The sequence below is a fragment of the Vibrio sp. 811 genome (genome assembly GCF_033339195.1).
The window spans coordinates 260545-287423 of record NZ_JAWOUB010000005.1 but is presented as its reverse complement, the minus strand read 5'-3'; the positions used below and the strand labels follow the sequence as shown (position 1 = coordinate 287423).

General features: G+C 43.8%; 22 protein-coding genes. 13 read left to right on the top strand and 9 right to left on the bottom strand.

The window, feature by feature from the left end; genetic code table 11:
* Positions 1-229 precede the first annotated feature (229 nt).
* On the bottom strand, positions 230-415 hold the full coding sequence (locus R7Q46_RS11275) for a hypothetical protein (RefSeq protein ID WP_005376906.1): 186 nt from the start codon (positions 413-415) through the stop codon (positions 230-232).
* A 174-nt stretch (positions 416-589) separates the two neighbouring features.
* A complete protein-coding gene (locus tag R7Q46_RS11270) occupies positions 590-2107 on the bottom strand; it encodes a fumarate hydratase (RefSeq protein ID WP_017820444.1) in 1518 nt (505 codons plus the stop codon).
* A gap of 270 nt (positions 2108-2377) precedes the next feature.
* Here R7Q46_RS11270 and pabB point away from each other — a divergent pair, with 270 nt between their 5' ends.
* The gene (gene pabB / locus R7Q46_RS11265) at positions 2378-3742 is read left to right on the top strand and encodes an aminodeoxychorismate synthase component 1 (RefSeq protein WP_318077504.1); all 1365 of its coding nucleotides are present in this window, start codon (positions 2378-2380) and stop codon (positions 3740-3742) included.
* Positions 3743-4107: 365 nt separating this feature from the next.
* On the opposite strand, the gene R7Q46_RS11260 is transcribed toward pabB, so the two are convergent.
* Both R7Q46_RS11260 and R7Q46_RS11255 read right to left on the bottom strand, forming a co-directional pair.
* On the bottom strand, positions 4108-5808 hold the full coding sequence (locus R7Q46_RS11260; RefSeq protein ID WP_213876432.1) for an ATP-binding protein: 1701 nt from the start codon (positions 5806-5808) through the stop codon (positions 4108-4110).
* A gap of 7 nt (positions 5809-5815) precedes the next feature.
* Positions 5816-6355, bottom strand: a complete 540-nt coding sequence (locus R7Q46_RS11255; RefSeq protein ID WP_005388282.1) for a heme NO-binding domain-containing protein — start codon at positions 6353-6355, stop codon at positions 5816-5818.
* A gap of 231 nt (positions 6356-6586) precedes the next feature.
* Here R7Q46_RS11255 and R7Q46_RS11250 point away from each other — a divergent pair, with 231 nt between their 5' ends.
* The 5 genes from R7Q46_RS11250 (at position 6587) to R7Q46_RS11230 (ending at position 12734) form a co-directional block, all read left to right on the top strand.
* Positions 6587-7186: a CoA pyrophosphatase gene (locus R7Q46_RS11250; protein WP_005376901.1), complete on the top strand. Its 600-nt coding sequence runs from the start codon at positions 6587-6589 to the stop codon at positions 7184-7186.
* A 345-nt stretch (positions 7187-7531) separates the two neighbouring features.
* Positions 7532-8785, top strand: coding sequence for an aromatic amino acid transport family protein (locus R7Q46_RS11245; protein WP_005376900.1), 1254 nt, complete (start codon positions 7532-7534; stop codon positions 8783-8785).
* Positions 8786-8882: 97 nt separating this feature from the next.
* Positions 8883-10244 (top strand): L-serine ammonia-lyase, encoded by a 1362-nt coding sequence (locus R7Q46_RS11240; RefSeq protein WP_005376899.1) that lies wholly within the window; start codon positions 8883-8885, stop codon positions 10242-10244.
* A 212-nt stretch (positions 10245-10456) separates the two neighbouring features.
* Complete coding sequence (locus tag R7Q46_RS11235) at positions 10457-12172, top strand: EAL domain-containing protein (protein WP_017820447.1); 1716 nt, start codon at positions 10457-10459, stop codon at positions 12170-12172.
* A gap of 94 nt (positions 12173-12266) precedes the next feature.
* A complete protein-coding gene (locus tag R7Q46_RS11230) occupies positions 12267-12734 on the top strand; it encodes a GNAT family N-acetyltransferase (RefSeq protein WP_064368577.1) in 468 nt (155 codons plus the stop codon).
* Between the two features lie 88 nt (positions 12735-12822).
* Here the strand turns inward: R7Q46_RS11230 and queD are convergent, their stop codons facing one another.
* Positions 12823-13185 (bottom strand): 6-carboxytetrahydropterin synthase QueD, encoded by a 363-nt coding sequence (gene queD / locus R7Q46_RS11225; RefSeq protein ID WP_005376896.1) that lies wholly within the window; start codon positions 13183-13185, stop codon positions 12823-12825.
* Positions 13186-13478: 293 nt separating this feature from the next.
* Between queD and R7Q46_RS11220 the strand changes: the two genes are divergently transcribed.
* On the top strand, positions 13479-15104 hold the full coding sequence (locus R7Q46_RS11220) for a methyl-accepting chemotaxis protein (RefSeq protein ID WP_318077503.1): 1626 nt from the start codon (positions 13479-13481) through the stop codon (positions 15102-15104).
* Positions 15105-15293: 189 nt separating this feature from the next.
* Positions 15294-16694 (top strand): asparagine--tRNA ligase, encoded by a 1401-nt coding sequence (gene asnS / locus R7Q46_RS11215; RefSeq protein WP_017636101.1) that lies wholly within the window; start codon positions 15294-15296, stop codon positions 16692-16694.
* Between the two features lie 91 nt (positions 16695-16785).
* On the opposite strand, the gene R7Q46_RS11210 is transcribed toward asnS, so the two are convergent.
* Both R7Q46_RS11210 and R7Q46_RS11205 read right to left on the bottom strand, forming a co-directional pair.
* Positions 16786-17010: a hypothetical protein gene (locus tag R7Q46_RS11210; protein ID WP_017636102.1), complete on the bottom strand. Its 225-nt coding sequence runs from the start codon at positions 17008-17010 to the stop codon at positions 16786-16788.
* Positions 17011-17108: 98 nt separating this feature from the next.
* Positions 17109-18500, bottom strand: a complete 1392-nt coding sequence (locus tag R7Q46_RS11205; RefSeq protein WP_154204464.1) for a PLP-dependent aminotransferase family protein — start codon at positions 18498-18500, stop codon at positions 17109-17111.
* 259 nt (positions 18501-18759) lie between these two features.
* On the opposite strand from R7Q46_RS11205, the gene R7Q46_RS11200 reads away from it, so the two are divergent.
* The 3 genes from R7Q46_RS11200 to R7Q46_RS11190 all read left to right on the top strand — a co-directional run bounded on the left by R7Q46_RS11200 (position 18760) and on the right by R7Q46_RS11190 (position 21058).
* The gene (locus R7Q46_RS11200) at positions 18760-18990 is read left to right on the top strand and encodes a hypothetical protein (protein ID WP_017636104.1); all 231 of its coding nucleotides are present in this window, start codon (positions 18760-18762) and stop codon (positions 18988-18990) included.
* 245 nt (positions 18991-19235) lie between these two features.
* Positions 19236-19535: a hypothetical protein gene (locus R7Q46_RS11195; protein WP_005376885.1), complete on the top strand. Its 300-nt coding sequence runs from the start codon at positions 19236-19238 to the stop codon at positions 19533-19535.
* A gap of 332 nt (positions 19536-19867) precedes the next feature.
* Positions 19868-21058, top strand: coding sequence for an amino acid aminotransferase (locus R7Q46_RS11190; protein WP_017636105.1), 1191 nt, complete (start codon positions 19868-19870; stop codon positions 21056-21058).
* Between the two features lie 93 nt (positions 21059-21151).
* On the opposite strand, the gene R7Q46_RS11185 is transcribed toward R7Q46_RS11190, so the two are convergent.
* A complete protein-coding gene (locus R7Q46_RS11185; protein WP_213871688.1) occupies positions 21152-21793 on the bottom strand; it encodes an outer membrane beta-barrel protein in 642 nt (213 codons plus the stop codon).
* Between the two features lie 314 nt (positions 21794-22107).
* Between R7Q46_RS11185 and R7Q46_RS11180 the strand changes: the two genes are divergently transcribed.
* The gene (locus R7Q46_RS11180) at positions 22108-23997 is read left to right on the top strand and encodes a DUF294 nucleotidyltransferase-like domain-containing protein (protein ID WP_033905640.1); all 1890 of its coding nucleotides are present in this window, start codon (positions 22108-22110) and stop codon (positions 23995-23997) included.
* 8 nt (positions 23998-24005) lie between these two features.
* Positions 24006-24725 (top strand): 3'-5' exonuclease, encoded by a 720-nt coding sequence (locus tag R7Q46_RS11175; RefSeq protein WP_005376881.1) that lies wholly within the window; start codon positions 24006-24008, stop codon positions 24723-24725.
* Positions 24726-24795: 70 nt separating this feature from the next.
* Here the strand turns inward: R7Q46_RS11175 and R7Q46_RS11170 are convergent, their stop codons facing one another.
* Entirely contained in the window at positions 24796-26679 is a 1884-nt protein-coding gene (locus R7Q46_RS11170) for a methyl-accepting chemotaxis protein (RefSeq protein ID WP_005376880.1), read from the bottom strand.
* Positions 26680-26879: the final 200 nt, after the last annotated feature.

Sequence of the window (26879 nt, the reverse complement as noted above, 5' to 3'; positions counted from 1 at the left end):
AAAACAACGTTGTCAGCGACTTCGAATTTCGAGCTATGAATACTGTTCTATCTCGAATTCTATGAGTTTAACTTTATATACCTTAATAAAAGATGAACAAAACATCCGGCTTAATGCTGTGTTAAAAAAGAAAAGCCCCTGAGTGGTTCAGAGGCTTACTTAATCTACAGCATTAGTAACTCTATATACGCTGATTACTATGTTAAACAGGAACCCGCTTTCTTTAAGCCTAGTCGTCTTCGATTAACTTATAGATAACAAATAGAGCGATTTCTAAAATCAGCCACAACACACATGTGATGGTCACGTACTTTTCATCAAAGATGCTGATACCGTGAAGAATCAAGTCATAGCCAACAAAGCCACCTATCACTACAGCAAGAATAATTTGTAGAATCTGAATAAAACGAGGCATGCCGTCTCCTAATTATTGTTCGCATAACGTTTGATTGCTATGCCTAAAGGTTTATATCCTTAATTATATAGACAAAAAGTGCAGGTTTCGCTGCACTTTTGTCAATTGTTTGCTAGGTAAATCAGCACCTTGTCACATTCTCTCTACTGAGACGCAGCAAGATTGCCCTTTGCCTTATGCTTCCATCTCTTGAATTTTCACTTTCCAAGTGTCTGGACCGATTTGGTGCGCGTTAACACCATTTGAGTCGACAGCCACTGTTACTGGCATATCTTCAACTTCAAATTCGTAAATCGCTTCCATACCTAAATCTTCAAATGCGACAACGCGAGCTTTCTTGATCGCTTTCGCCACCAAGTACGCAGCGCCACCGACAGCCATTAGGTAAACCGCTTTGTGATTCTTGATAGATTCAACCGTTGCAGGGCCACGCTCAGCTTTACCGATCATGCCCATGATGCCGGTCTTTTCTAGCATCATGTCGGTGAATTTATCCATACGCGTAGATGTTGTTGGGCCAGCAGGACCAACGACTTCATCACCAACTGCATCGACAGGGCCTACGTAGTAAATGAACTTACCGTTTAGATCTACGCCTTCAGGTAGACCTTCACCGTTATCTAGCATGCCTTGAATACGTTTATGAGCAGCATCACGACCAGTCAGAATTTTACCTGATAGAAGAACCGTTTCGCCTGTCTTCCACTCTTGTACTTCTTCTTTAGTAATTGTGTCTAAGTTTACGCGACGCGTATTTTCGCCCGCTTCCCAAGTGATATCTGGCCAATCTTCTAGTTTAGGTGGTGCTAGCTCTGCTGGGCCGCTACCATCAAGCGTGAAGTGTACGTGACGAGTCGCCGCACAGTTCGGGATCAAACAAACAGGCTTAGAAGCCGCGTGCGTTGGCGCAGTTTTGATTTTAACGTCGACAACAGTCGTCAAACCGCCAAGACCTTGCGCACCGATACCAAGTTTGTTCACGCGATTGAAGATATCCAAACGAAGCTCTTCTTCTGCGTTTTGTGGGCCACGGTCAATAAGCTCTTGAATATCGATGTGTTCCATTAGAGATTCTTTTGCCAATACCGCTGCTTTTTCAGCCGTACCGCCGATACCAATGCCAAGCATGCCAGGAGGACACCAGCCCGCCCCCATTGTTGGTAGCGTTTTTTCTACCCACTCAGCAATATCGTCAGATGGGTTTAGCATCACCATCTTAGTTTTGTTTTCGCTACCGCCGCCCTTCGCAGCGATCTGAATTTCAACTTTATCGCCCGGAACCATGTTGATATGTACGACGGCAGGCGTGTTGTCTTTGGTATTAATACGTTTACCAGCAGGGTCCATAAGTACTGACGCACGCAACGGGTTATCAGGGTTCGTGTACGCTTGTCGAACACCTTCATCTACCATCTGCTGAACCGTCATGTCGGTCGAATCCCATTGCACGCCCATACCGATGTTGACGAAACACGTCACAATACCAGTATCCTGACAAATTGGACGGTGACCTTCTGCGGACATTCGGGAGTTAATTAGGATCTGAGCAATCGCGTCTTTCGCGGCTTGACTCTCTTCGCGGTGATAGGCTTTTTCAAGAGCTTGAACAAAGTCTAGCGGGTGGTAGTAAGAAATATACTGTAGCGCATCAGCGACACTGCTGATCACATCCTGCTTGCGTATTACCGTCATTACATGCCTCGTTATAGTTATGCTTCCATTATTGGCTTAGCTTCAATCGTGTTTGTTGAGCTTATTGCTCTTTTGAGCTTCGTTTTTTATAAACAATTGTCGAACGGCTGATATCGACACACGAAATGCTGAAGTTGCCTACTTGTAAACCATCTCAAAACCCTATGAATAGAGGGAGTTTGGCTATACAGAGGAATATGATACTCTTGCTGCCCATGACATGCCATGCAGTGAACGATCTCTTTGTCACAAATTACACAAATGAACAACATGGACAATCAATTCATTGATTTTAAAGCGCTGGAATACGCACCAGAGTTTGCTCTTCACCTTTTTTCTCGCATTCAACACCTACCTTGGGCGATGTTGCTGCGTTCTGCATCAGAAACGCATATCGATAGCCGCTTCGATGTATTGGTTGCCAACCCAATTGCAACGTTAGAAACCACTGCCGACAACACACAAGTTGAAACACCATCGAATGCCTATTCAACTCAAGATGACCCATTTGCGCTGCTTCATCAGTTGCAAGAACAGTGGCTTCCTCACGTAGAGTTAAATAAAGAATTGGATTTGCCTTTTGTCGGCGGTGCGCTCGGTTACTTCAGTTACGATTTAGGTCGCCGCGTAGAAACGATGCCAGAAGTGGCAGAAAAGGACCTCAACACGCCGGATATGGCGGTAGGTCTGTATGAATGGGCCGTTGTTGTTGACCACCAGCTAAAAAAAGCATGCTTAGTTGGTCAGAATATCGAGCAAGCTTGGCAGTGGTTAAACGAGCAAAAAGCAGAACAAACCGTTGACTTCGCTTTGTCTGGTGCTTGGCAGTCAAACATGACGAAAGAGAGCTACGCTACTCGCTTTGACAAGGTGCAAGAATACTTGTTGAGCGGTGACTGTTATCAGATCAATTTGGCGCAGCGCTTTAACGCACCGTATCAAGGCAGCGAGTGGCAAGCGTATCTGAAATTGGAGTCCGCCAACCAAGCGCCATTCTCAGCGTTTATCCGTATGCCTGAGTCTTCGATTTTGAGTATCTCTCCAGAGCGCTTTTTAGAGCTCAAAGATCGCGTCATTGAAACAAAACCAATCAAAGGTACTCGCCCACGCAGCGAAGATCCAACGAAAGATAACGCTAATGCCCATGACTTGCAGACAGCGGAAAAAGATCAGGCAGAAAACCTGATGATTGTCGATTTGCTGCGTAATGATATTGGTCGAGTTGCATCACCGGGTAGCGTTCACGTTCCAAAGCTGTTCGATATTGAAAGCTTCCCTGCCGTGCATCATTTGGTGAGCACCATTCGTGCAAATTTGGATGAACAATACGCTCCTGCGGATTTGCTGCGAGCGTGTTTTCCAGGCGGTTCAATTACGGGCGCACCTAAAGTTCGCGCAATGCAGATCATTGAAGAACTGGAGCCGCATCGACGCAGCGCGTATTGCGGCAGTATTGGCTACATTTCACGCCATGGTCGTATGGACACCAGCATTACTATCCGAACTCTTGTAGCGGAACAAAACAAACTTTACGCTTGGGCAGGCGGCGGCGTCGTGGCAGATAGCGATTGCGCCTCTGAGTATCAAGAAACGTTGGACAAGCTTTCAAAGATTTTACCAGCGCTGCAATCGTAGATTTCAACCGCGGACAACGTCGCTTTAATGCTATTGACGAAAACAATCTAAAATGCCTCCAGAACGGATAATGCCGCTCGTTTAACAGCGAGTGGCATATTTCTGTATCTCATCACCCTGCACAGCGACGAAAGAGCGTGATACAGGTTCTTCTATTCAAGCACTTTGTGGTCAAATTTGTTTCATTACCCGCTCATCGTGCTGCTACTAGATTCTTAGTCTCGCCAAGGCTCGCTAGAATGACCCAAAAAACATCGTTAAATGATCGGCATTATCCAGTGTGGTGCGTTTTTTTGTGTGTTTTATTTGCATGTACTTTAGCTTTTAGCCGTTGGCCAACAAACATACTTTTTAAGAGGCAGCGTCTACTGCTCAAGCCACTTACACATAATCTGTTCGATATCGGTTGCGGTGTACGGCTTAGTGAGGATGTCGTCCATGCCTGAATCAATGCACTTTTGACGCTCTTCGATGGTAGTGCCAGCGGTTAATGCAATAATTGGATGAGTAAAGCCACGCTCTCTCAGATACATCGTCGCCTCATAACCATCCATTTCAGGCATTCGGCAGTCCATGAATATCAGTTCGTAGTCTTTACTTTTCACCGCTTCTAATGCTTCTTTTCCGTTGGCTTTTAAATCAGGTGTAATGTCGAGTTTTTTCAGCATTTGAGTAACAATGACTTGATTCATTCTGATGTCATCAACCACTAATATTGAGCGTCCTGCTAAATCGCTTCGCTCTATGGTGACCAATTCCCCCTCTGCTGTGCCTTGTGCTTGCCCTTCATCAAGAGGAATAGCAACTTTAAAAGTTGTGCCTTTGCGCTCTTCACTCTCAAAGCTAATTTGACCTTGCATCAAATCCACGAGATTTTTACAAATCGCGAGACCTAAACCTGAGCCTTCAAAGCTGCGTTTCGCTGAGCGATCAACTTGGACAAATGGATCAAAGAGTGACGGCTGTGCTTTTATTGGGATGCCAATACCAGTGTCTTCAACCTCAAAATAAGCCGTGCCGTTAAGCCATTCCACCCGTAACACGACGCCACCCAAGTGAGTAAACTTAATCGCGTTTCCCACCAAGTTAACCAAAATTTGTGTAATGCGCTCTAAGTCACCGACTAAAAATTCCGGGATCCCCAGCTTTTTGTCGATAGAGAAATGGATGCGTTTTTCCGCAGCCTTAGCTGCAAATACACCCATGATGGCTTTTTCAAGTTCCTCCCAGGCAAAGACTTTATGTATGATTTCCATCATACCGGCATTCATCTTACTGAAATCAAGAAGATCATTAATGATAACTCTCAATAAGTCCCCTGATTGAGTCAGATTGCTCAAGTATTGACGCTGCTCTTCTTCTAATTGGGTTCGACTCAATAACTCCGCACTACCCAATACGCCATTGAGAGGAGTTCGCAGCTCATGGTTAATCATGGCGACAAACTCCTTCGTCGCTTTTTCTGATTCCTCAGCCCGCTTTCTCAGCTCGACCTCTCGCTCTAAACTTAAGTGTCGACCAATAACACCATGAACTAAGTCAGACACGAGCTCCATCTGTTTGGAAATAAAAGACTGATCGATTTGATCTTGCAACACAGAGAAAATCAACTCCCCAACCGTTTCCCCATCAATGATAACTGGCAAATGCAAATTCTCTCCCTGCCAATTAGGAGTGGTGAAAATCTCGTTGTTATGACGAAGCTGTAAGTGACCAAAGTGATGACGACGCAATGAGCTCAGCTTTGTAGCGTCAAGAAACAAGTAAGCCGCAGAAATGATCGAGTTAGAAGTGAGCTGCTCAATAAAGCTCGCTATCATTGCTTCATCGAACGTGCTCGATAAAAAAGTACGACCGAACTTAATCAACGTGGCATCAATTTGCTCTTCAAACTCAAACTTACGAAGATCCTTTTTAGATTTCAGCTCTAGCTTTTTCAATGCAACACTGAGTTGCTGGTTGGATTCATATAACTCTAAGCTTTTCTGTTCCAACAGCTGCTCAGCTGCTTTTCTTGATGCAACTTCTCGTTTGAGTTTCCTTTCTAATGAGGAACTTCCCGTCATATCGTTCTTATTGAGCCTCTAACCAAAAACGTACTTTGCTGCCATCTTCTGACTGGTTTTGATGTTTGATATGAACTACCTCACCAAAATGTGCAGCACAACCTTTTATCAATCCTAAGCATACGTGAGACATACATCTTGCGCTGTGGTAGTCAAATACCAATTGGGATTGGTTTTCACTAATGAAATCAAATTGCGGAGGGTTAGCATCAGGATAGAGCTTCTTAACTTCGACATGAATAAAGTCTTCAACATGGCGAACAAATTGAAACGTCGTTTCACACTGTTGCAAACTGGCGTGACTAGGAATAGAGCGAAGTAAATTCAAAAAGACGCACTCTCCAAACACCTCTTGCAGTTGCTCGGGGGGAACACCAGATACTTTACTGAGATTCACGATCAACTTAACCAAGTCTTTGTGATCGTAACTACCAACAGCGGTGTAAACACCTTCATCGTTAGAAAGGTCGAGAACTTGGTCTAACACATCAAGACCGAATTTCTCTTCCACTAACTCCATGAACTCGGTGAAAATAATCCCTTTCATTGGCCAATACTTGCCCTATAGTGACGTCCTAAAATAAAGAATGGTGTATAACCTTATAAGTTTCAAATTAATATGTTCAAGCAGAGTGAGACACACAACACAAAGAGGGAAAGTGCTGGCGAGTGTTTTAATGCGAATGCTTTATTTGGTAACCAGTAACGATAACGCCATACGCTTTGCCGTCTTTGAGTATAATAGATAATGGTTAGGCACGATAAATAAGGACTCAGTTTGGTTATCGACAAAACTCATTTACTACAGAACTTTCAATTTCGGCTTCCAACGGGCTACCACAAAGAGTCCCTTGCACGACTGAAATGGATGAAAGAAAAGTCCCTGAGAGATGCGGCAGTCTTAATCGGTTTTGTGGAACGCGATGACGGGTTACAAGTCATTCTGACTAAGCGTGCAGCCCACTTACGCCATCATCCGGGACAAATCAGCTTTCCCGGTGGCAAATATGAGCAGGAAGATATTCAGCTCGTGAATACCGCTTTAAGAGAAACCAAAGAAGAAGTTGGGATAGAAGATGAGCATATTCATGTGTTTGGTCAACTGCCTACACTACCAACGATTAGTCAATTTAATGTGACACCTTTTTTGGCTTTTGTTTCTCCGGAATATAAAACGCATATTGACCCAAATGAAGTAGAGTCAGTTTTTGAGGTTCCTGCCAACCATATTCTGAACCCCAAAAAATTGTATAGCACCAAATTTGACCTAAAAAGAAGCAGTCATCGTGTATTTGCTATCCCATATAGACAGCATTTCATCTGGGGCATGACGGCACAAATTATCGAATCAATGCAAAAACATATTATTTCACATTAAACAGTTGTTGATATCGGTGCTTTTATAGGCGCGATCATTATGCGCATCAATATTAATAAAACGTTGCTTCATAAACATTCATTCACATTAGATTAATTTTCCATTTTCACCGCAAACGCTTGCGGTGAAATAAATTTATACAAACAGCCCTATTGATAAGTTTTTCTAATTTAACTCATTAGCAGAAATCACGAGTAGCACATCATTTTCGTGATAAAAAGCAGGTTTTTGACATATCATTCAATAAGCGTAAGCAATAAATGATTTAGATCTAATTTTCCTAGTGTAAAATCTTGCAAAATTACTCCCGACTTATTTCCTGTTCCCAAAATGAGTAACTAAAAAATGAATACAACTACTTCTGCGGTTTCTACCGCACAATCGTCTAGTAAGTTTTCTTACAAAGACTTTACCTGGTGTCTGTCCCTTTTTGGTACGGCAGTAGGTGCAGGTGTACTGTTCCTTCCTATTAAAGCAGGTGCAGGTGGCTTCTGGCCATTAGTAATCCTAGCCCTAATTGCAGCACCAATGACTTGGTTCGCACACAAATCTTTAGCTCGTTTCGTTCTTTCTGCGAAAAACCCTGAAGCGGACATCACCGACACAGTAGAAGAGCACTTTGGTAAGACTGGCGCAAACCTTATTACGTTCGCTTACTTCTTCGCTATCTACCCAATCGTACTTATCTACGGTGTTGGTATCACAAACACAGTTGACTCTTTCCTAGTTAACCAAATGGGCATGGAATCTATTCCTCGCTGGCTACTTTCTGGTGCACTTATTGCTGCAATGACAGCAGGCGTAGTATTCGGTAAAGAGCTTATGCTGAAAGCAACTTCAGCAATGGTTTACCCTCTCGTGTTCATCCTACTAGCACTGTCTGTATACCTAATTCCTGGTTGGAACACTTCAATGATGGAAGTGTCGCCTGACTGGGGTGCAATGCCAGCTATCGTTTGGCTAGCAATCCCTGTTATTGTGTTCTCTTTCAACCACAGCCCAATCATTTCTCAGTTCTCTAAAGAGCAACGTCGTGTATACGGTGATGACGCAGTTAAGAAAACTGACACTATCACTGGTGGCGCAGCAATGATGCTGATGGGCTTTGTTATGTTCTTCGTTTTCTCTGTTGTACTTTCTCTGTCTCCAGAGCAACTAGCAACAGCGCAAGAGCAAAACATCTCTGTTCTTTCTTACCTAGCAAACGTGCATGAATCTCCACTGATCTCTTACATGGGTCCATTGGTTGCTTTCGCAGCGATCACCTCTAGCTACTTTGGCCACTTCTTAGGTGCGCACGAAGGTCTAGTTGGTCTAGTGAAATCTCGTTCAAAATCACCAGTAAGCAAGATCGAGAAGATGTCTCTAATCTTCATTGTAATCACAACTTGGATCGTTGCTATCGTTAACCCAAGCATCCTAGGTATGATTGAAACAATGGGTGCACCGATGATTGCGGCAATCCTATTCTTGATGCCAATCTTCGCAATGCAAAAAGTTCCTGCGATGGCTAAGTACAAAACTTCAGCACCTGTGCAAATTTTCACAGCAATCTGTGGTCTTGCTGCAATTAGTTCTGTAATCTACGGCGCTCTTTAATCATCTCTGCCCGTTGCAGTATGATTAATCCAAAAATATAACGATAAAATTAAGCCTCCCAACTCCCCTTGGGAGGCTTTCTTCTGAGGTAATCGATATGATTAGTGTTTTTGATATCTATAAAATCGGTGTTGGACCTTCAAGCTCACACACTGTAGGCCCAATGAAAGCGGGTAAAGAGTTTATTGATGATCTTCGTGCAATGGGAAAACTGCGCGACATCACTAAAATCACCGTTGACGTTTATGGATCACTATCACTGACAGGGAAAGGTCACCACACAGATATTGCTATCATCATGGGTCTTGCAGGCAACACTCCTGAGAAAGTTGATATCGATTCTATCCCGGGCTTTATCGCTCGTGTAGAAGAAACTGAACGCCTTCCTGTTGGCATGCACTGTCACACAGTATCGTTCCCACGTGAAGGTGGAATGAACTTCCACAAAACAAACCTAGAGCTACACGAAAACGGCATGCAGATCCACGCTTGGATTGATGACGAAAAGGCGTACTCAAAAACTTACTACTCTATCGGCGGTGGTTTCATCGTTGATGAAGAAAATTTCGGTAAAGAAGCTGAAAACCCAGTAAAAGTACCTTACCCGTTTACAACGGCAGAGGAACTGGTTAACCAATGCCACGAAAGTGGATTGTCCATCAGCGCACTAACCATGAAGAATGAGCATGCGCTTCATTCAGATGAAGAAACTCGTACTTATTTCGCAAACATCTGGCGCACAATGCGCGAGTGTATGGATCGCGGTATGAATGAAGAAGGTATTTTGCCTGGTCCACTGCGTGTGCCTCGCCGTGCAGCAGCACTTCGCCAGCAGCTACTTACTTCAGAAAAGACAACAAACGACCCAATGTCTGTTGTTGATTGGGTAAACATGTTTGCTTTCGCAGTAAACGAAGAGAACGCAGCAGGTGGCCGCGTTGTTACAGCACCAACTAACGGTGCGTGTGGCATCATCCCTGCGGTACTGGCTTACTACGATAAGTTCATCCAAACTGTGACTGAAAAAGATTACATCCGTTACTTTGCAGCTTCTGGCGCAATCGGTGGTCTTTACAAGCGTAACGCGTCGATCTCTGGTGCAGAGGTTGGCTGTCAGGGTGAAGTTGGCGTGGCATGTTCTATGGCAGCAGCAGGCCTTGCTGAGCTTATGGGTGGTAGCCCAGAGCAAGTATGTATGGCAGCAGAAATCGCAATGGAGCACAACTTAGGTCTAACGTGTGACCCAGTTGCAGGTCAGGTTCAGGTTCCATGTATCGAGCGTAACGGTATTGCGGCAGTAAAAGCAATCAACTCTACTCGTATGGCACTACGTCGCTCTTCAGCTCCAACTGTTTCTCTAGATAAGGTTATCGAAACCATGCTAGAAACAGGTAAAGACATGAACGCGAAATACCGCGAAACATCTCAAGGTGGTCTAGCAATCAAAGTGATTTGCTAACACGCCTTTCTGAATACCAATCAAAACCCGAGTTTATGCTCGGGTTTTTTTATACCCAAAAAACCTAGGAGAATACGTTATCAGGACAAGTAAAAAAAAACCTAAAACGTTGAATATATCCAAATATTATGGATATCTCAGTAAAAAATCACATCTCTTCCCTAGCTTTATTGATAACGTAGCCAAAAATTAAACTTGGAGCACATCAACACATGATTAGGTTTGAAATTGGAAACCAAATCTGCGTTTGCTTGTCCGAAAACGAAATATCTCTAGAGCTCAATCAGTCACTCCACCACTCCATTCCTGTCAACCCAAATGAGTACGCCATTCTGTCAACTATCGCCACATACGGCAGTTTAAATACGCCGATTAGTCAGCGGTTAATAGAAAGCAAAATCACTCAACAATACAAAATGACACTGCCTGAAAATGGCTTTAAAAACGCGGTGGCCGCTCTAAGAAAGAAATTTCGCAAGCTCACGGAAGAACATTTAACCACTAACAAAAACATTATCGAAAACATTCACCGGACCGGATACTTCATCCCTTTTACTATGCAAAACAACCATCAGAATGGCATCGAACATCAACAGAAGATCAATCAATACACAACCAATAGTCTTCGCAAAGCGCTTCGTATTTGCCTGCGTAATAAAAAGATCTATTCAGAAGCAATGTGGGTTGTGTTGATCACTGCGATCATTTTCTTTGCTATCTGTTACTACGCGATAAACAGCATCGTTAAACATAATTATCTGGATAACGCCTTCGAAATTGCAGAGAACCTTTCCCGCAGGAGTTGCTTTGCTAATGAAAGCGAACTGAAGTCACTATTTGATAATGTGAAGTTGGTGGAATCGAGCATGATGCTAGATCGTTTCAATATTCGATGCTTAGTCACTCCAGAAACCGTTGTCCCTGTCAGCAAAAAAGCCTTTGAAGAGTGGAGTAACAATAACAATTACACGACCCAATCATTTGACTTAAATAACGCAACTGTTTTGGTTCGTGTTAAAAACATTAACTTATCCGACAATGTTGAAAATCATATTTCACGTTTTTTTCTTTCCGGTATGAAGCTATCAACGAATACCGGAACGTCGTTAGAGATTGGTAACACCAATGAACGCTTTTTCAATTATCACGTAAAGAATAGTGGCTATAAAGAGGTGTATTACATCTCTGGACCGTTTCAAAGTATCATTCTACTGAGCTTACTTTTTCTCATTATACTGCGTCACCGCTCCCTACAAGCCTTTATGGCTTACTTGTGCGCAATTCGACAATTCAAAATAAAACTGGAACCGATTTATAACACTTCGGCACAAAAGATTGTGCACTACGAAGCCCTCTCCCGGTTTAAGGTAAAAAATACGCAACGGTTTATTGAAACACTGATCCGCAATGGATTGCTGCTAACTCATACCTTACTGGTGATTGATTCGATCTACACCAAACAAAAAGCGTTGCCCATCCCTATCAGCATTAACGTTTGTCCTTCTTTGCTGCGAGGGCGTAACTTTTCAATCCTATATAGAGAGCTATCTAATCGGGATTGCCGTTTGCTGACAATCGAAATCACAGAAAATGCATCGATGTACTATACCTCTGAGATTTATGGCAATGTCGCAAAACTAAAAGCTCTGGATTGTAAAATCAGTATTGATGACTTTGGCACCGGCAATAATAACGTGGCGCTTATCAGCAAGCTGAATCCGGACTACCTCAAAATCGACCGAGAATTTGTTATTGGCCTAAAATCTGATGATAAAAAGATAGAAACCTTGCGTCAGTTAATTGCTATGGGCAATACGTATCGCTGCACGGTCATTGTTGAAGGCGTAGAAACGGCAGACAGTGCTCACTTACTCACAACATTGGGCGCCTATATTCACCAAGGTTATTATTACCCTCTTCATTGCTAGCTTTTCTTCACTCGGTTAGTTACTTAAAATAGATTTAATACTCTATAAAAACTCGTGGTGGCATAACGGTATGCCGCCAATTTGTGATTGAGCGATGATTGCGATTAAACCCACCAAACTGAAAGATTTTTCAAGTTTGATGCAATTGGATGTGCAAGAAGAGCAAAAAGGATTTTTTACACCGTTTGAAATGGCTTATCAAAAACGTAGTAAGTCAGAGGCGTTCTTTACGATTTATTCTGATGACCTATTAGTAGGCTATCTTGTTATCGATAAAGGTTTCTCCCAACATGCGCCGTTTGCTAAACGATACGAACTGGAGCTTAAATACTTGATGATTGATCAACATTTCCAACGTCAAGGGGTTGGGAGTGAGGCATTGCGTAAACTCTTCCTTTATGCGTATACCATTAACCCTAAAAGCACCTCTCTTTGCGCCACTGTTCCACAAAGTCAGCAATACGCTATCAGTTTTTTTGATGCGTGCGGATTCATTAATACAGAGGAAACAACATTAGGTGATAATGAAAAAGAATGGATTCTACGACACCCATTAAGCTAGCTGGTGAAGCATAATCAAAATTGGGCCATTCAGATACAACAAAGGCAAGCTTCTCGCTTGCCTTGTTTAATGCTCAATAGAAAGTGACTTATTCGCCTTTGTAAATACAACCCGCTGTGCACGTTTCTTTGATTTCTACTTTACTTAGCAGTGGTAAGCTTGGCTTGAGCTGCTGCCAAATCCATTTTGCTAACACTTCGCTAGTCGGGTTCTCTAACCCTTCAATGTCGTTTAGGTAGTAATGGTCTAAGCGATTGTAAATTGGTTTAAATGCAGCTTTGATCTCTGCAAAATCCACTACCCAACCTGTATGTGGATCAACTTCACCTTCTACATAAAGACGAACAAGGAAAGAGTGTCCGTGCAAACGACCACACTTGTGACCTTCTGGTACGTGTGGCAAATGGTGTGCTGCTTCGAACATAAACTCTTTGTATAATTCTGTTTTCATCTTGATTCTCAGGCTTTAAAAAGACAGGCAATACTAAGGAATTCGCTGCCAAGAGACAAGCGTTACCCCATACAAGCGTAGCAAAAACTTCCGCTGGTTCCTGGCCTCTTTGCTATCACTCACACCAAAGCGCCGTATTTCTGTCACGCGCCAAACATTTGATTACACAGCACTCACATCACAATTACATATCCCCAACATGTGTGGGGTCACAATCATTCATTTCGTTGTTCGCAGTGCGCATTTGTGCACATTAATATTGTGCAGTTCGTTCCAATTACACTTATAAATTTATGCGCTCAACTATCACTTTTAAGCTCTTACTGGCGTTAATTGCTGTCTTCAGCTGCGTTCTAGCTGCCTCTACGGCTTACCAATACTATCAACAAAAAACCTTAATCAATGATGTTCTTAGTGAACAACTCCATGATAAGGCTAGTAATTATTTCGATAGCCTAAATATGATGATGCTTACGGGCACCATGTCGCAAAAAGAAACCTTACGTCAAAAGGCCCTGGCCCAAGAAGGCATTGAAGCAGTTCGCGTGTTGCGAGCTGATACTGTGACCAAACTTTACGGACCTGGGCAACAAAACCAGCAGCCTGTCGATGATATTGATCAACGAGCGTTGAATGGTGAACTGGTGATTGAACCAATCTCAGCCGATTGGGGCAAAGGGTTAGTAGTCGCACTACCAATGAAATCGAGCGAAAATTACCGTGGCACCAACTGCGTTTCTTGCCACGTTGCACCAGCAGGAGAAGTGTTGGGCGCGATTCGCTTGGAATACAACATGAATCATGTCAATTCAATGATCAGTAAACAGGCAATGTTTGCGATGGGAATAATGGCCGTAATCGCATTTGTGGGCTTCATCATAACGATGAGTTTGATTCAGAAAATCATTGTACGACCAATTCAAAGAACGTCGAAATTCATGTCGAATGTGAGCCATAGCAAAGATCTATCTCAACGACTGATGCATCACCAACAGGATGAAGTGGGCCAACTTTCTACAGCCATCAATTCATTCATGGACACGGTCTCCGAAAGCTTAGAACGTGTGCAAGACACCTCTCACTCACTTGCCGACTCCGCGAGTAAACTAACTGCTGTCGCGCAGTCCACAGATAAAGCGGCCAATAACCAACAGCTAGAGACCAGCGAAGTACAAAGCAATATCACCGATATGCTGCAGCAACAAACTGCGGTTGAGGACTCGACTAACAACGCTACTGTTTTGGTCAATCACACCGTTGATGTCGCCACTCATAGTGCAAGCCAAGCACACAACGTCAGTGAAGACATCAAACAACTAGTAAGTAACATTGATACTGTACGGGAAAAAATCAGCTCTCTAAACCAAAGAACCGAAGAAGTGTCGTCCATTCTTGTGGTTATTAAGGGTATTGCAGAACAAACCAATCTGCTCGCGTTGAATGCTGCTATTGAAGCCGCCCGTGCCGGAGAGCAAGGACGCGGTTTTGCGGTCGTCGCGGAAGAAGTGCGTAACCTGGCTTCTAGGACGGCTGAAGCCACTGGTAATATTGAACATATCATTTCTCAATTCCAGCAAGGAAGTGAAGAGTCATTAACTTCTGTTGATACCGTCTGCCAGTTTGCTCATCAACGCTCTGTCGATGTCGAGGCACTATCAGCCACAATGCATAACGTTGTTGACGAAATGCGCCAAGTGCTCAGACATGCAGAAGATATCCAAAACCAGACGCAAACCACATCTGATGTAAGTCAGCATATTCAATCTAAAATAGATGTGATCACACTGCATGCTAACGACACATCGCAATCAGCATCGCACACGCGTGATATTAGTGTTGATTTAGAGCATCTATCCGAACGTTTAGAGCAATTACTAAACCAATTCACACTTTCAGAGCACCAAAGAGTGAATAAATAGAGAGATTCTCCCCATCAAAACGAATATAAAGGTTGATGCGAGCGAATTGACAGGTAATATGTCTCGTTGAATCTGTAAAATGCTACCCAACTCAGCGCTTAGCTTGTTTTTTGAACAAAAATGTTATTAGACAAGTACTTTAAGCAAGCGTTGAGTTGAATTTTTACCTCAATGGAGAATATTGAAAACATGACTTACGCGCCTGTATCAGACGTATTGAAAGGTCAGCTAGCAGTAGACAGCGAAGTGACTGTTCGTGGCTGGATCCGTTCACGTCGTGATTCCAAAGCTGGAATCTCTTTCCTTGCCATATATGACGGCTCTTGTTTCGACCCGATTCAGGCCGTGGTCCCAAATAATCTTAATAATTACGAAGACGAAGTGTTAAAGCTAACGACTGGCTGCTCTGTTGAAGTAACTGGTAAGATTGTTGAATCTCCTGCAAAGGGTCAAGACTTCGAACTTGCTGCCACTGACGTTAAAGTGGTTGGTTGGGTTGAAGATGCTGAAACTTACCCAATGGCAAAAACTCGTCACTCAATCGAGTACCTACGTGAAGTTGCGCACCTACGTCCGCGCACAAACGTAATCGGTGCAGTAGCACGTGTACGTAACTGCCTATCTCAAGCAATCCACCGCTTCTACCACGAGCAAGGTTACTTCTGGGTATCTGCGCCGTTGATCACGGCTTCAGATGCTGAAGGCGCTGGTGAAATGTTCCGCGTATCTACGCTAGACATGGAAAACCTTCCTCGCACTGACGCTGGTAAAGTGGACTACAACGAAGACTTCTTCGGTAAAGAGACGTTCCTAACCGTATCTGGTCAGCTAAACGCAGAAGCTTACGCTTGTGCGCTAAGCAAAGTTTACACTTTCGGTCCTACTTTCCGTGCTGAAAACTCAAACACAAGCCGCCACCTAGCAGAATTCTGGATGGTTGAGCCTGAAGTTGCGTTCGCAGAACTGGATGATGTAGCGAAACTGGCTGAAGACATGCTCAAGTACGTGTTTAAAGCGGTGCTTGCAGAGTGTCGTGATGACCTTGAGTTCTTCGCTCAACGCATCGACAAAGAAGCAATCACTCGTCTAGAGCAGTTCGTTTCTTCTGACTTCGCGCAGGTTGACTACACTGACGCAATCCAGATCCTTCTTGATTCAGGTCGTGAGTTCGAATTCCCAGTTGAATGGGGTATCGATATGTCTTCTGAGCACGAGCGTTTCCTTGCTGAAGAACACTTCAAAGCACCTGTAATCGTTAAGAACTACCCGAAAGACATCAAAGCATTCTACATGCGTGCTAACGATGACGGTAAAACAGTTGCAGCGATGGACGTTCTAGCACCGGGCATCGGCGAAATCATCGGTGGTTCTCAGCGTGAAGAGCGCCTAGACATTCTAGATGCACGTATGCGTGAAGTGGGTATCGATCCTGAACATATGAGCTGGTACCGCGACCTACGTAAATACGGTACAGTGCCACACGCAGGCTTCGGTCTAGGCTTCGAGCGCCTAGTATCTTACGTAACTGGTATGGGCAACGTTCGTGACGTGATCCCATTCCCACGTACTCCTCGCTCTGCGAACTTCTAATCACTTTTTAGTGATATCGAATTAAAAAGACCTCCCATGTGGAGGTCTTTTATTTTGTACGAATGATTTTCTAGCAACCGGTGTATGCACTCTAGTTGTTATTTTCGTCGTCATCCTCATCTGCTCGCGCTGCGTATTTTACTCCAACCACACACAAGCCAAACATCACAAATGGGATAACGGCAGCAGTGTATTCCGTCCAAACCATATGAGAAAAAGATTTCGCCAATATCAAGTGTGCAAAAACCAACAAAAATGCGCTAAAAATAGCAACACCCATCAACCTAAGTTCATGCTTTACCAACTGCTTTTTCATTACGGCTCCTAACCTAAATGGTTGTCTGCCCATGATTGAAACACAGCTTCGGTATCGTCCACTGATACAGTTTGAGCAAAAAACAGGTAAACAGTTGGCTAATGAAGTAATTCTCCGACCGTCTTCACGGCTTGTTCTAATTCATCATTTACAGGTAACGATGTATTAAGCCTCAGGTAGTTCTCATAATTTGGAGCGACAGAAAACAACTGACCAAATGCTACAGTGATGTTCGCTTCCAATAACTTCTGATAAATCGCTTTTCCGCACTTTGTTTTCGGCAGTTCTATCCAAAGAAAATAGCCGCCTTCCGGTTGCGTGTAACGAATCGATTGGGGAAAGTACTTATCAACCAGTTCAATAAACGCCAATTGCCGCTGCTCAAGATTCTTTCGCAGTTTTCTAAGATGGCTATCATAACTATCGTTTTGCAAGTAATGCGCGATACCCTGCTGGATTGGTGCACTGCCTGACAACGTCGAGATAAGTTGCAGCTTTTGAAGTTGCTCATTGAAGCGTTTGTTTACCACCCAGCCCAGCCTATAGCCAGGGCAAAGGCTTTTTGAAAATGATCCACAATGCAACACGCGCTCTTGTGTATCAAAAGCTTTAAGTGAGCTTGGCTTTTTTTCAGAAAAATAAAGCTCTGAATACACATCATCTTCGATCAAGTACACATCGTATTTGTCAGCCAGTTCGACGATACGTTGCTTCTGCCCGTCACTTAATAAGGTTCCTGTTGGATTGTGAAAGTTAGTCATTAACCAACATGCGCGAACATCATTGTCGGCAAAAGTCGCTTCAATTTGATCCACTGAATGTCCAGTTAACGGATCCACCGTTATTTCTATCGCCTTTAGACCTAAACGTTCAATCGCTTGAAGTGCGCCATAAAACGTCGGTGATTCAACTACAACAGTATCTCCAGGCTGGGTCACGGCCTGAAGGCTCAAATTCAACGCTTCTAATGCGCCAGAAGTAACGACAATATCATCATGGGTAAACACCATACCTTGTTGGATGTACCGTTGAGCAATCAAACGGCGTAGAGACTCACAGCCCGGCGGCAAGTTATCCAATAACGTCTCTGCCCCCATCTTCCTGCCTGAGCTGGCTAGGTTGCGGTTTAGCGCTTCTAATGGGAACAATGCAGGGTCTGGAAACGCGGAGCCAAACTTCACCGCATTCGGTGAGGCCTGATTTTTGAGGTAGTCGTAAAGTTCATCGTTGATGCTAGAGCGATAAACGGAAGTGGCTGGAGAACTCGGTTCGAAGCGGTCCAACTCCGCAGTCACAAAATATCCAGACTGAGGTTTCGCTGCGACCCAACCTTGTGCTTCGAGCAGCTGATAAGCTTGTAATACCGTACCTGCGCTGACAGAATGGTTTCGGCTTGTTACACGCACTGATGGCAGCTTTTCCCCTGCTCTCCATGTATTTTGCTGAATCTGCGTTTTGAACAGCTCAGCCAGTTGACGGTATCGGTTCATGTTTCCCTCATTTCACTTACAGCCGCACCATAGCATACTTCGCGCCAGCATTCTGATATGGGAGTATTCAATTTAGCAACGTAATTTATCAAGCTTATCAATAGATATTTCAGCCACGAAGTGAGCGTTTATATCCCATACTTTGACTGTTACACACATATTGCCTCACATCTTTGCAATACCTAAAAGCCAAGGTTTTACGTTGGACTGAGTGCGTTAAACTCACTTCGAACTACTGTCTTTAAATCAGGAGGAAGCGATGAAAGTTTTTACAATGGACGATCTCTCGTATCGCGGAAAACATAAAGGTGTACATAGTTGGGACCATCCTGGCAGTACCACCCCTTATTATTGGCATCCTGATTGGCTGCATATCGCTGAAGATGCTTTGGGTGAGCACAAAAAGGCTGACCTTGAAGTCCCTGATGGAGAAACAGCTACAGAAGAGCATGCAAAAGCGGCGATTCTCAAACACTTGAATGACGAGTAGTTTAGGCTCTATCACCGTTCAAGAATAGCATTAGGTAGGCGAATCCATCGTTGTATGCTTTAAACACAAATAAAGCTAAAACCTGCCAAATAGTAAATTCTTCTGAATGAGAAGTACGCATCTTCTATAGCGTTCAAAGGGCAAAATAAGTCGATTGTTATCACATTAATTTTCATTACATCTGTTACATTTAAATAGTAATGGTGATGCACACCTCAACTCATGGATTATGAGAGAAAACAATAATGGCGAAATACAACGAAGAAGATATTAAATACAAAGGTGAATCCAACGGCGTACATTCTTGGAGCTCTCCTTCCGGCCAACCTTATTACTGGCATCCAGATTGGTTACACGTTGCAGAAGATGCGACGGGTACGCATCCGAAGCAAAAACTTGAAGTTGAAAAGACAGAAGTACCAACCGAAAAACACGCATTAAAAGCGATCTTAAAGCATATGAACGACTGGGCGACTGAAAAACTTTCTTCTAACCCTGACATCGAAACCAATGCGGTTGAGTCGGAAATCAATCTGAAGAAATAACCCCAACCGATATCCATACTTCTAACAGTAAACGCTCCACCTTTGGTGGGGCGTTTTTGTCTCAACAAATCCTCACTAGACAACTATAAACGCGTTAACGCAAAGCACTGAATTGAAACGATTGGGATGTGTGCAAAACTTCTCCAACCATGGCATAAATGCCCTTCAAACTCTGTGCCTACCAAACGTTTTCATGGCAAAAACTTTAGTTATGTTAGAATTCTGTTTCAAATCGCAACTTTTTTAGGTTTTCTTTTCAGTAACGGTTGTAACCAATATTGCTGAAAGGTATAAATGTTAGCACACCCCTTCGATTAACATGGATGAAGATTATGTTTGAAAAAGTAGTTGCCGCTCCGGCTGACCCTATTCTTGGCCTTACTGAAGAGTTTAAAAAAGATGCTCGCGCAGACAAAATTAACCTTGGCGTAGGTATTTACAAAAACGAGCAAGGCGAAACTCCCGTTCTTGCGACAGTAAAGAAAGCTGAAGCAGCACTTGTTGAAACTGAAAAAACCAAATCTTACCTAACCATCGAAGGCACAGCAGAGTACGGCATTGCAGTGCAAAAATTGCTTTTCGGCTCTGATGCAGAAATTGTAAACGAAAAACGTGCTAAAACAGCTCAAGCTCCGGGTGGTACTGGTGCACTACGTGTTGCCGGCGAGTTCATTAAACGTCAACTAGGCGATGTAAAGATCTGGATCAGCAACCCAACATGGGCGAACCACAACGGCGTATTTACTGCTGCTGGTATCGAAACGGCACAATACAGCTACTACAATGCTGAAACAAAAGACAAAGACTTCGATGCGATGCTAAACGATCTGCAATCTGCATCTGAAGGCGACATCGTGCTTCTACACGGCTGCTGTCACAACCCTACAGGGATCGATCCTACAGCTGAAGAATGGGAAACATTGGCGAAACTTGTCGCAGAGAAGAAATTGCTTCCTCTGTTCGACTTCGCCTACCAAGGCTTTGCTAAAGGTGTGGAAGAAGATGCAGCAGGTCTTCGTACTTTTGCTAAGTACAACAAAGAAATCCTAGTCGCGAGCTCTTTCTCGAAAAACTTTGGCCTATACAATGAACGCGTAGGTGCCTTCACGTTAGTAGCTGAGTCAGAAGAAGTCGCAACAACCGCATTTTCTCAAGTTAAAGCCATTATTCGCTCTATCTACTCTAACCCACCTGCACACGGCAGCGCTGTCGTGACTCACATTCTTGGCAACGCCGAAATGCGTGCGGAATGGGAAGCTGAAGTAGCAGAAATGCGTGACCGTATTCAAGAAATGCGTGAACTGTTTGTAGCGACACTAAAAGCAGAGGGTGTGGACGCAGACTTTAGTTTCATCGAACGTCAAAATGGTATGTTCTCTTTCTCTGGTCTTTCTAAAGAGCAAGTTAACCGCCTAAAAGAAGAGTTCGGTATTTACATTGTCGGTTCTGGCCGAATCAGTGTTGCTGGTATGACGAAGTCAAATATGGGCCCTCTGTGTAAAGGCATTGCAGCGGTTTTATAATCGACTGTCGCATACTTCATTAAAAGGAAAGGTCAGCATAAGCTGACCTTTTTTGTTTGTTTTAACTTAACGCCAAAAACGAACCCGTCCGATCTAGTAGACAAACTTCAAACTCAGCCCAACTTCATTGACGAAATCTGAGCTTTCACCGCTGTAATCAGTATCTCTAAACTGATAAAAAAGACCAGTGCCGATGACTTTATGCCATTGGTAGTTAAAACCGATCTTAAAATTGTTCTCATCAACGATATCACTTCGGTTCAACTCCACTTCAGCTGTCGCAATAAGCTTTTCACTGAGCAAGTAATTCACCCCAACAGTTACAGCTTGAATCAATTCGCTATCGGAAGACAACGTATTATCCGTTTTGTCGTCCGTCGCTTTCGCTTTGATTGCGCCTATTCCATATATCCCGTAGATATCGAATTGCTCCGTAACTCCGTAACGGTAACCACCACCAAACAAAAGGCGGTCAATGCGAAGAGTAAAATCATCCGGATGGAAAAACTGCGCTGAGTAATCAACATTAAACAACCAGTTCTCAGTAAACAAATAGTTACCACCGAGTCCAACTGTGGTCGCATTAGAGTTATCTAACCATTCTTCGTTTGTCGTTCCGGCACCAACATCCAAATGAATGTGTTCGTACCCAAATTTTTCTGCTTGGTCCATGACCGCTGCGCTTGATATCGCCGGCAAAGCAGCTAAAGAAACAAGCAATAAATTTCTCACCATTCGACTTCCTTTCATGAGAATTATCTAAACACTGTATTCCATCGCCTGAGCTACTTGGCTCAAGAAGAATAGCTTAATCTAAAGACGTGATAACGATCTGAAACAGCCAAAGATCTAATCAGTCATCACGAAGAAAACATATCGACGACGTCTTTTTCAATTGAGGTGACCATATAGTAGTAAAAATGAAGCTCCCTTATCGTGCGATATGTCAGAATCTTATGACTGAGCACGAAAATCGCGGTTCAGATAAGACTCTGTTTTAAAACTAAGTTAAGATTACTTTATTATTTGCGAACTAAAAGGCGCCTTCGATGGATGCAGAACTTCTCGAGATTTACAACTTTCTCGCCAAGTATCCCCCGTTCAATGAACTCCCTGAAGAAACACTAAACAAGGTGACAGAGAGTGTCGAAATCTCGTACTACCGAGAAGATACCCCCATCATCCATTTTGGAGACTATATCCAAGATTTATACGTGGTGCGAAGCGGTGTTGTTGAAGTTTATCGACGCAAAGGTGAGCTGTATAATCGCCTTGACGAAGGTGACCTATTTGGCCAGATGGGCATGCTCACCAATAACAAAGTCCGCTTTCCGGTAAAAGCCATTGAGGATACCCTGCTCTACTGTATTCCTGGTGACATTTTCCAAGAAATTTACGATAACTTTGATTCCTTTGCGGATTTTGTTGAAGTTGAAAATAGCGCTCGTTTACGCCAAGCCATTTCAGAAAACAAAGACGCCAATGACCTGACGACGTCGAAAGTGAAAACCTTGCTGACTGGCGATGCTCATACGATTGATCGTGGTCAGACAATCCAGCAAGCCGCGCAGCAAATGGCGAATGACAACGTATCGGCTTTACTTATCGTCGACCCAGATTTCGTTCGTGACGAAGACGATCCACAGTCCCCAGTACTTGGTATCATTACTGACCGTGACTTGTGTACCCGTGTGTTAGCTGAAGGTTTGTCCCCACAGGACGATGTGTCCAGTGTGATGACCACGGAGGTCATGTCTCTTGACCACAACGCTTACATCTATGAAGCAATGTTAACGATGCTGCGTTACAACGTACATCACCTACCAGTGGTAAAAAACCAATTACCAATCGGTATTATCGAAACAACCGACATTGTTCGTTATGAATCTCAGAATTCGTTGTTGTTGGTGAGTAGTATTTTCCAACAACAGACTATCGAAGATTTAGCCGTTGTTGCCGAAGAAGTGAAAAGCAGCTTCGTGCGTCTGGTCAATGAAGATGCCAACTCTCACATGGTGGGTAGCGCGATGTCGGTCATTGGCCGAAGCTTCAAACAGCGTCTGCTAGAAATGGCAGAAGAAGAGCTTGGCCCACCGCCAATTCCTTATTGTTTCCTTGCACTTGGCTCAATGGGACGAGATGAGCAACTGTTGGTGACTGACCAAGATAACGCCATCATTCTAGATGAGACCTATCAAGAAGAGAAACATGGTAAATACTTCGAAGCCCTAGCAAAATACGTCAGCGATGGGTTAGACGCCTGTGGCTACAAATATTGCACAGGCGATATTATGGCAACCAACCCACTGTGGCGCATGACTCGTTCAGAGTGGGAAGAGTGTTTTGCTGACTGGATTGATAACCCGAACCCGAAAGCACTACTCAACGCCTCCATCTTTTTCGATTTGGATGGCGTCTATGGCCGCTTAAAATGGGCAGAACAGTTAACCAGCTTTATTGTTCGTCGCGCTCGAAAGAACAACCGCTTCTTAGCGTGTTTGGCTCGTAACGCACTAAACAGAACACCACCTCTGGGCTTCTTTAAAGACTTCGTGATGGAAAAAGATGGCAGACACAACAACTCCATCAACCTCAAACGTCGCGGTACTGCTCCTCTGGTCGACTTAATTCGTGTTCACTCTCTGGCGGTTGGTTCACGTGCACAGAACTCGTTTGAGCGTCTTGACGACATTATTGATGCTGGCATTTTGCCAAAAGGTCGAGCACAAGACTTAAAAGACGCGTTAGAATTTATTTCCATGGTACGTATTCGTCACCAAGCGACGGATGTGGAACTAGGCATTGAGCCTGATAACAATATCGAACCGGAAAACCTCTCTGAGTTTGAACGTCGCAACCTAAAGGATGCATTCCAGATCCTAAGCAATGGTCAAAATTTCCTTAAGTTCCGCTACCAAGCGAACAAGAGCTTTAAGTGAGGTTTAGCATGATTAAAAAGCTCTTTCAGAAGCCAACCATTCAGTGGCCAACGAAGTTTGAACAAAAGCTGGAGATGGCGAAAGATGAGAATTTAATTGCGTTCTATAGCAACAAGCCGCCTGCTCCAGAAACACCTTTATCTGAGGTGGAGTTCGTGGCGTTAGATTTCGAAACGACGGGTTTGAATCCTGAAAAACATGACATCATTACTATTGGTTTGGTGCCGTTTAACCTGAAGCGAATTTTCCTACGTAACTCGCGTCATTGGAAGGTACGTCCACAGCGTGCACTCGATGAAGACTCAGTCATTATACACGGTATTACTCACAGCGAATTGATCGATGCGCCTGACTTAGGCGATATCTTAAGCGAGCTGCTACCATGCTTAAGCGGGAAAATCATTGTTGTTCATTACCGTCGTATCGAGAGAGAGTTTCTGGATAAAGCGCTCAAAAGCCGTTTAGGGGAAGGTATTGAGTTTCCTGTTTTAGATACGCTGCACCTTGAAGAAACGATTCAACAGAAACGTTCAGGCTCTCTCTGGGAGCGTTTAAAAGGGAAAAAACCAGAATCGGTTCGGCTAGCGCAATCTCGACGCCGTTATGGGCTGCCAGACTATACGCCTCACCATGCATTAACCGATGCAATTGCTACCGCAGAGCTACTGCAAGCGCAAATCGCCCATCATTACAGTGAAGAGCAACCCATCAGTGAGTTCTGGCTGTAATATACTTCACGCTTAATAGCGATCAAAAAAGGAGCCAGATGGCTCCTTTTTTACTTAGGTTGAGACAAGATTACAGCTTAAAGCGTTGAATCTCTTGTTCAAGTTCGTGTGATAGCTCAGACAGGTGAGCAGCTTGTTCTGCTGCTTGATGAGCTTCGACTGACAGCTCGTTAGACACATCACGAATACCTTCAGTGTTACGAGTGATCTCAGTGGTTACCGATGCTTGCTCTTCTGCTGCTGAAGCAATCTGCGTTGCCATATCACTGATACGCTCAACAGCAGTGTGGATTTGCGTCAAGCTCGCTGCAGCCGCATTGGCATCATCAACACTGGTATCAGCTAGACGACGACTGTCACCCATAATACCGACCGCTTTGGCTGTTGTGCCTTGTAGCATCTCGATAGTTTCTTGAATCTCTTGCGTTGAAGCATGAGTACGTTGGCTCAATACGCGGACTTCATCTGCAACCACAGCAAAACCACGGCCTTGCTCACCTGCACGTGCCGCTTCGATCGCCGCGTTAAGTGCAAGTAGGTTCGTTTGCTCTGCAATGCCTTGAATCGTTGATAGAATCGTATTGATGCTATTTCCGTGTGCTTCTAGCTCTTGAATCACATCAGTAGCAACTTGAACTTCTTGCGCTAAGTTCTGAATAGAACCTTGCGTTTGAGTTACTTGGCTAGAACCATGTGAACAAGCTTGAACCGCTTCTTCTGAGTTACTTGCCGTGCTATCAGCATTACCTGCAATTTCTTGTGTCGCTGCTGCCATTTCATTCACAGCCGTCGCCACCATGTTGATTTCATCTTGCTGGTAAGAGATACGCTGACTACGCTCCTCAGCTTGCTGTGCTGTCGTGCGTGCTTGCTCTGAAAGCGCAGAAGATACGTGGCTAAGCTTAGTAACCATTGTGTGCATGTTGCCAACAAAACGGTTGAAGTTTTCCGCCAGTTTACCTACTTCATCATCACTGCGTGGTTCTAGGCGTTGCGTTAAGTCACCTTCGCCAGATGCAATTTCTTCCAGTGCATTTGATACGCGGTTCAAGTCACGGAACAAGAAACCAACTAGCCAAGAAACTGCAAGAATAACCACAATCGTGATCGCCACAGCAGTGAACAATAGATCTCGTAGCAATACCGCATGACCTGCTTCTTCTGTTGCGCGATCCATTTCAATCGCAAACATCCAATGCGTACCAGGAACTTTATTGAAGTAGTAAAGCTTCTCTTTTCCTTTGATTACCGTATCTTCGATACGACCTTCATCGGCGGCACGCTCAATTGCCTCTTCTGAAAAATCTTTTAGAACACTGGTGATAGGCTTAAGCGTCAAGCTTTTATCTGGATGCGCTAAGAAGGTGCCTTCATTCATGTCGATTAGCATCGCATGCGCGTTTTCACCTGCATCTAAGTTAATTACATCGCTTATAAGCTGATCGATCAGTACGTCCGCACCAACAACACCAACAAACTGACCATTTTTCATTACTGGCTCAGCAATGGTCACAAGTAGTGCATTCGTGATTGCGTCTTGATATGCGGCTGTAATGATTTGCTTACCCGCGGCATCAGCATCCTTGTACCAAGGACGTGTGCGAGGGTCATAATCAGCACGGTTACGCTCCGGATGAGAGCGGTACATATCACCGTTTGGTGTACCAAGGAAGATGTCATCGAAGCCACCAGCCTTGCGAGCTTGTTGTAGGAAAGGAACAACGTCTTGCTCGGTCGAGTAGTCGTTGAACGCAGTGGCAATATCTTTACGGATATTGACCCAATCAGAAATTCCCTCTGACGCAGTAGTACTAAGACTTTGCGCACGTGAATAGACACCTGAACGAGTCTGATCAAATAATTGACCAGCCGACAACCAAGTAAGTGCTGTTGCCATCACAACAACAGCAGAAAGGCTTGCGCCTATAAGCTTTTGTTTTAATGATAATTTCATATTTATAGTTTTTTGAGTTGGGAGAACAGTTAAGGTGCATGAATATTACACACTTTTTTACGACTATTCACTAATTTTTAAAAAACAAAATAGCACATTAACTCTTTGTAAAATATGAACTTTCATGTGTCATTTTTTTGTCTCGAGCGTCATAAAAACCGCACAAAAAAAGCCAGCAAATCGCTGGCCTTTTGATTAAT

Coding starts and splice junctions, on each gene's coding strand:
- R7Q46_RS11275 (WP_005376906.1), bottom strand. CDS start 415: ATGCCTCGTTTTATTCAGATTCTACAAATTATTCTTGCTGTAGTGATA.
- R7Q46_RS11270 (WP_017820444.1), bottom strand. CDS start 2,107: ATGACGGTAATACGCAAGCAGGATGTGATCAGCAGTGTCGCTGATGCG.
- pabB (WP_318077504.1), top strand. CDS start 2,378: ATGGACAATCAATTCATTGATTTTAAAGCGCTGGAATACGCACCAGAG.
- R7Q46_RS11260 (WP_213876432.1), bottom strand. CDS start 5,808: ATGACGGGAAGTTCCTCATTAGAAAGGAAACTCAAACGAGAAGTTGCA.
- R7Q46_RS11255 (WP_005388282.1), bottom strand. CDS start 6,355: ATGAAAGGGATTATTTTCACCGAGTTCATGGAGTTAGTGGAAGAGAAA.
- R7Q46_RS11245 (WP_005376900.1), top strand. CDS start 7,532: ATGAATACAACTACTTCTGCGGTTTCTACCGCACAATCGTCTAGTAAG.
- R7Q46_RS11240 (WP_005376899.1), top strand. CDS start 8,883: ATGATTAGTGTTTTTGATATCTATAAAATCGGTGTTGGACCTTCAAGC.
- R7Q46_RS11235 (WP_017820447.1), top strand. CDS start 10,457: ATGATTAGGTTTGAAATTGGAAACCAAATCTGCGTTTGCTTGTCCGAA.
- R7Q46_RS11230 (WP_064368577.1), top strand. CDS start 12,267: ATGATTGCGATTAAACCCACCAAACTGAAAGATTTTTCAAGTTTGATG.
- queD (WP_005376896.1), bottom strand. CDS start 13,185: ATGAAAACAGAATTATACAAAGAGTTTATGTTCGAAGCAGCACACCAT.
- R7Q46_RS11220 (WP_318077503.1), top strand. CDS start 13,479: ATGCGCTCAACTATCACTTTTAAGCTCTTACTGGCGTTAATTGCTGTC.
- asnS (WP_017636101.1), top strand. CDS start 15,294: ATGACTTACGCGCCTGTATCAGACGTATTGAAAGGTCAGCTAGCAGTA.
- R7Q46_RS11210 (WP_017636102.1), bottom strand. CDS start 17,010: ATGAAAAAGCAGTTGGTAAAGCATGAACTTAGGTTGATGGGTGTTGCT.
- R7Q46_RS11205 (WP_154204464.1), bottom strand. CDS start 18,500: ATGAACCGATACCGTCAACTGGCTGAGCTGTTCAAAACGCAGATTCAG.
- R7Q46_RS11200 (WP_017636104.1), top strand. CDS start 18,760: ATGAAAGTTTTTACAATGGACGATCTCTCGTATCGCGGAAAACATAAA.
- R7Q46_RS11195 (WP_005376885.1), top strand. CDS start 19,236: ATGGCGAAATACAACGAAGAAGATATTAAATACAAAGGTGAATCCAAC.
- R7Q46_RS11190 (WP_017636105.1), top strand. CDS start 19,868: ATGTTTGAAAAAGTAGTTGCCGCTCCGGCTGACCCTATTCTTGGCCTT.
- R7Q46_RS11185 (WP_213871688.1), bottom strand. CDS start 21,793: ATGGTGAGAAATTTATTGCTTGTTTCTTTAGCTGCTTTGCCGGCGATA.
- R7Q46_RS11180 (WP_033905640.1), top strand. CDS start 22,108: ATGGATGCAGAACTTCTCGAGATTTACAACTTTCTCGCCAAGTATCCC.
- R7Q46_RS11175 (WP_005376881.1), top strand. CDS start 24,006: ATGATTAAAAAGCTCTTTCAGAAGCCAACCATTCAGTGGCCAACGAAG.
- R7Q46_RS11170 (WP_005376880.1), bottom strand. CDS start 26,679: ATGAAATTATCATTAAAACAAAAGCTTATAGGCGCAAGCCTTTCTGCT.